Origin of the sequence: Bradyrhizobium sp., from assembly GCF_049691595.1 — a bacterium.
Classification (GTDB): domain Bacteria; phylum Pseudomonadota; class Alphaproteobacteria; order Rhizobiales; family Xanthobacteraceae; genus Bradyrhizobium.
Genome location: NZ_JBAVNZ010000441.1, coordinates 1 through 3,761, shown reverse-complemented (window position 1 = coordinate 3,761; position 3,761 = coordinate 1). Strand labels below are relative to the sequence as shown.

The following is a 3,761-nucleotide window of genomic DNA, read 5'->3' as shown; positions in this document are numbered from 1 at the left end:
ACCAGCAGGTCCGCCACGTCCAGAACGATGCCGGCCGCACCGCGATGGACAACATCACCCGCGCCGATCCGGACCGGGTCTGGACCGTGCGCGAGGTCGCCGAACATGTCGGCATCGGCGGCATCGGCCCGGTGGTGGTCGGCACGCCCGAAAAGGTCGCCGACGAGATCGAGGCCTGGTTCGAACAGACCGACGTCGACGGCCTCAACGTCGCGTTCGCGGTTTCGCCCGGTGATTTCGAGGATATCGCCGACATGCTGGTGCCGGAACTGACAAGGCGCGGGCGCTACAAGGACGCCTATGCCAAGGGGACGCTGCGCGAAAAACTGTTCGGCGCGGGGCGCGCGCGGCTCGCCGCGCCGCATCCGGCGTCGGGGTATCGCGTTAAGCCGAGGGCTGCGGCGGCGGAATAGAAGCGATGATTTATCAGCGTCATTGCGAGCGAAGCGAAGCAATCCATCTGGCCACAAAGCAAGAATGGATTGCTTCGTCGCTTCGCTTCTCGCAATGACGGGTTGATGGATCGCAAACTCAATTCACCGAATTATGGACCACCATCCCGATCGGTCTTGCGCGGCCATAACTCAGTTGGCCCAGACCGTGTCCTCTGCCCATCCCAGCTCTTCGAACTCCCTGGCGCGCAGCGGCGCCTCTCCCGCGGCGAAGAACTCGTCGAGCTGCGGCGGGCAGATTTCGGTAGCGCTCAACATCGCGTGAGCCTGACCCCGATGATGAATCTGATGTTGAAACAGGTGAAGCAGCAGCCGATCGATCCGCTCGCGTTGAATGCGATCACCGCGGTGGATGTCAACGACACGATTGAGATCGGCCGTGCCCAAGCGCTCGACGACAGCAATCAATCGCCGGTCCGCCTGCTTCTGCGCCTTTCGGAGCATGATCGCGGTTTCGCAAGGCTCCGGGTCCGCCCAGGCTGCCGGCCCAAGCGTGCCGCCCTCCATCGCGTCCACGTAAAACAGATCGATGATCAGGATGTGGTTGAGCGTCGCGCGCAGGCTTGGAAAGAAACCGGCCCGCGGGGCCACGAAATCAGCCTGCGACAGCCGCTCACAGGCCGCGAGCAGACGATGGTTGGCCCAGCCATTGTTGTAGGCCATGGCACGGTAGGGAAGGACGGCATCCATCGGCACCTCCACAGTCCAGATCATTCGAAGTTGTTCGGCTCCAGCCGGTTGATGAGCTGCGATCAATTCACCGAGTTATTGACCACCACCTCGACCAGTTTCGCACCCGGCCGTTGGAATGCCGACGACAGCACCGGCTTCAACTCCTTCGGATCGGTGATCTTGATCGCCTCCAGTCCAAGCGACTTTGCAACTCCGGCAAAATCGACCGGCGGGTCGATAAAATCCATGCCGACATAGTGATCGTCGCCATGGAATGCGAGCAGCCTTTGCTTGATGATGCGATAGCCGCCATTGTTGACGATCACAAAGGTCAGCGGCAGCTTGTGGTTGGCCGCGGTCCACAAGGACTGGATCGAATACATCGAGGAGCCGTCGCCGGAGTAGCACACCACCGGCCGGTCGCGATTGGCGAGGCTGACGCCAACGGAAGCCGGCAGTCCCCAGCCGATGCCACCGGAAGCCAGTGCATGATAGCCGTAGCGGTCGCGATGCGGGCGCAGCGCCAGCATCTGCCGCGACGACGTCAGCCCCTCATCGACCAGGATGGCATTGTCGGGCATCGCCTCGACCACCTGCAATGCCAGCCAGTCCGGATCGATCGGCGACCGATTGCCGGCTTTGGCGATTTGCTCGACCAGCGGCTTGCGTTTTGCCGTCCAGTTGTTCGACGCCAGCGCGGTCAGCCCCTGCTTCGCACGAGTCTCGAGCGCAGCGCCGCCGGCGGATTTCAGCGCGGGAATCAGCGTCCGCAGGGTTTCCCTCACATCGGCCTTCAGCGCGACCTCGGCGCCGTAGTTCTTGGCCAGATCCCAATCGACCAGGCCGATCTGCACGATCGACATTCCATCCGGCAGCGGATCAACCTCGCTGTAAACCGACATCCGCAACGGATCGGCGCCGAGCACGATCATCAGATCGTAAGGTGCGAGCGTCTCACGGACCTGTTTTTGCAGCCGCGTCAGCGCGCCCATGAAGCACGGGCTCTCCGACAGGAAGCTCGCGCCATAGGGCGTCGACGACTGATAGGCCGGACAGCCCAGCGTTTCCGCGAGCATGGCGGCTTCGTGGAGCGCATTGCTCTTGACGATCTCATCGCCGGTGATGATGACCGGCCGCTCGGCCTTGAGGATGCGCTGTACCAGCGCCTGCAGCGCCTCGTCGGACGGTTTGACGCGGGTATCGACACGGGTGGAGCGGCCGAGCTCGATGCCGGCCTCCGAGTTCAAGATATCGCCGGGCAGCGAGATGAACACCGGCCCGGTCGGCGGCGTGGTGGCGATCTTGGCGGCGCGGCGCACGATCCGCGGCAGATCCTCCAGCCGCGTCACCTCGACCGCCCATTTCACCAGTGGCTCGGCCATCCGCACCAGCGGCCCATACAGCACCGGCTCCGTCAGGCCGTGGCCCTGCTCCTGCTGGCCGGCGGTGAGGATCAAGGGCGTGCCGGTAAAACTTGCATTATAGAGCGAGCCCATCGCGTTGCCGAGGCCGGGCGCGACATGGACGTTGCAGGCGACGAGTTTCCCCGAGGCGCGGCTGAAGCCGTCGGCCATCGCGACCACGAGACTCTCCTGCATCGCCATCACATAGGTGAGGTCGGGATGGTCCTTCAGGGCGTGCATGATCGGCAATTCGGTGGTGCCGGGATTGCCGAACAGATGCGTGATGCCCTCGTCCTTCAGAAGCGCGAGGAAGGCCGAGCGCCCGGTGATGCGATTCTTCATGTTTCCTCCTTCAGAAAATTCCCTCATGACCTGCGCGCTTCTTCCGTTTCGAGCGCTGCCAGACCACGCCCGGGAAGCCTTTCAACGGCACCAACGGCTCGCCGGTATAGGCCCATTCCTGCAGCTCCTCGATCGCGATGTGATAGAGCGGCTGGCGGCCGGTGCGGCCCGAAAACAGCGCGCGAGAAATGTTGACCATATGCGGCGAGCGGGCGCGCTCATAAAACAGCGGCGTGCCGCAATGGGCGCAGAAGCTGCGGGCCGTTTTCGTGGCCTTGTCCTCGTAGCGCGCGATAGCCGTGTGGCCTTTGACGATGCGAAACCGCTTGCGCCAGCTTCCGACATAGGTCGCGTACGCCGCGCCATGGGCGCGCCGGCTCGCCGGCGAATGATCGTGCCAGGCCCAGCGCGCGGGCGTGTCGATCTCGAAAGAAACTTTTCCGCACAGGCATTGGCCGGTGGAGATTCCCGCTGCTGTTGCCATTTACGCCTTCTGTCTCGGCCGTCATTGCGAGGAGCGAAGGCGACGAAGCAATCCATTCTTTGTTTGCGGCTTGATGGATTGCTTCGCTGCGCTCGCAATGACGGCAATCTCACGCCCGCGCCAGCTCCTCATGCGCGGGGTAATCGGTGTACCCCGCCGCATCGCCGCCATAGAAGGTCGCGCGGTTGTAGGGCGTCAGCGGAAACCCGTGCCGCAGCCGGCGCGGCAAATCGGGGTTGGAGATGAAGATGCGGCCGAAGGCGATGGCATCCGCATGGCCGGCGGCGATCGCGGCTTCCGCGGTCTCTCCGGTAAAGCCGCCGGCGGTGATCAGCCTGCCGCGCCACAACGGGCGGAACAGCACCATCGCCGCCGGCACGTTCTGGTGGTTGACCTCGGCGCGGCCGG

General features: G+C 63.8%; 3 protein-coding genes and 2 pseudogenes. 1 reads left to right on the top strand and 4 read right to left on the bottom strand.

The window, feature by feature from the left end:
* Window positions 1–413: pseudogene (locus WCE35_RS18690) on the top strand (5,10-methylene tetrahydromethanopterin reductase); the annotation flags it as partial.
* Window positions 414–584: 171 nt separating this feature from the next.
* On the opposite strand, the gene WCE35_RS18685 reads toward WCE35_RS18690, so the two are convergent.
* From WCE35_RS18685 to WCE35_RS18670, 4 genes and pseudogenes are all read right to left on the bottom strand, one after another.
* Window positions 585–1,148: a DinB family protein gene (locus tag WCE35_RS18685; RefSeq protein ID WP_424594810.1), complete on the bottom strand. Its 564-nt coding sequence runs from the start codon at window positions 1,146–1,148 to the stop codon at window positions 585–587.
* Between the two features lie 56 nt (window positions 1,149–1,204).
* Window positions 1,205–2,869, bottom strand: a complete 1,665-nt coding sequence (locus tag WCE35_RS18680; RefSeq protein ID WP_424594809.1) for a thiamine pyrophosphate-binding protein — start codon at window positions 2,867–2,869, stop codon at window positions 1,205–1,207.
* Between the two features lie 10 nt (window positions 2,870–2,879).
* A complete protein-coding gene (locus WCE35_RS18675; RefSeq protein WP_424594808.1) occupies window positions 2,880–3,353 on the bottom strand; it encodes a GFA family protein in 474 nt (157 codons plus the stop codon).
* A 109-nt stretch (window positions 3,354–3,462) separates the two neighbouring features.
* Window positions 3,463–3,761, bottom strand: a pseudogene (locus tag WCE35_RS18670) (alkene reductase); the annotation flags it as partial.

Bases quoted from the DNA above. Each gene is read 5' to 3' on its own strand.
- WCE35_RS18680 (WP_424594809.1), bottom strand. From the start codon at position 2,869: ATGAAGAATCGCATCACCGGGCGCTCGGCCTTCCTCGCGCTTCTGAAG.
- WCE35_RS18675 (WP_424594808.1), bottom strand. From the start codon at position 3,353: ATGGCAACAGCAGCGGGAATCTCCACCGGCCAATGCCTGTGCGGAAAA.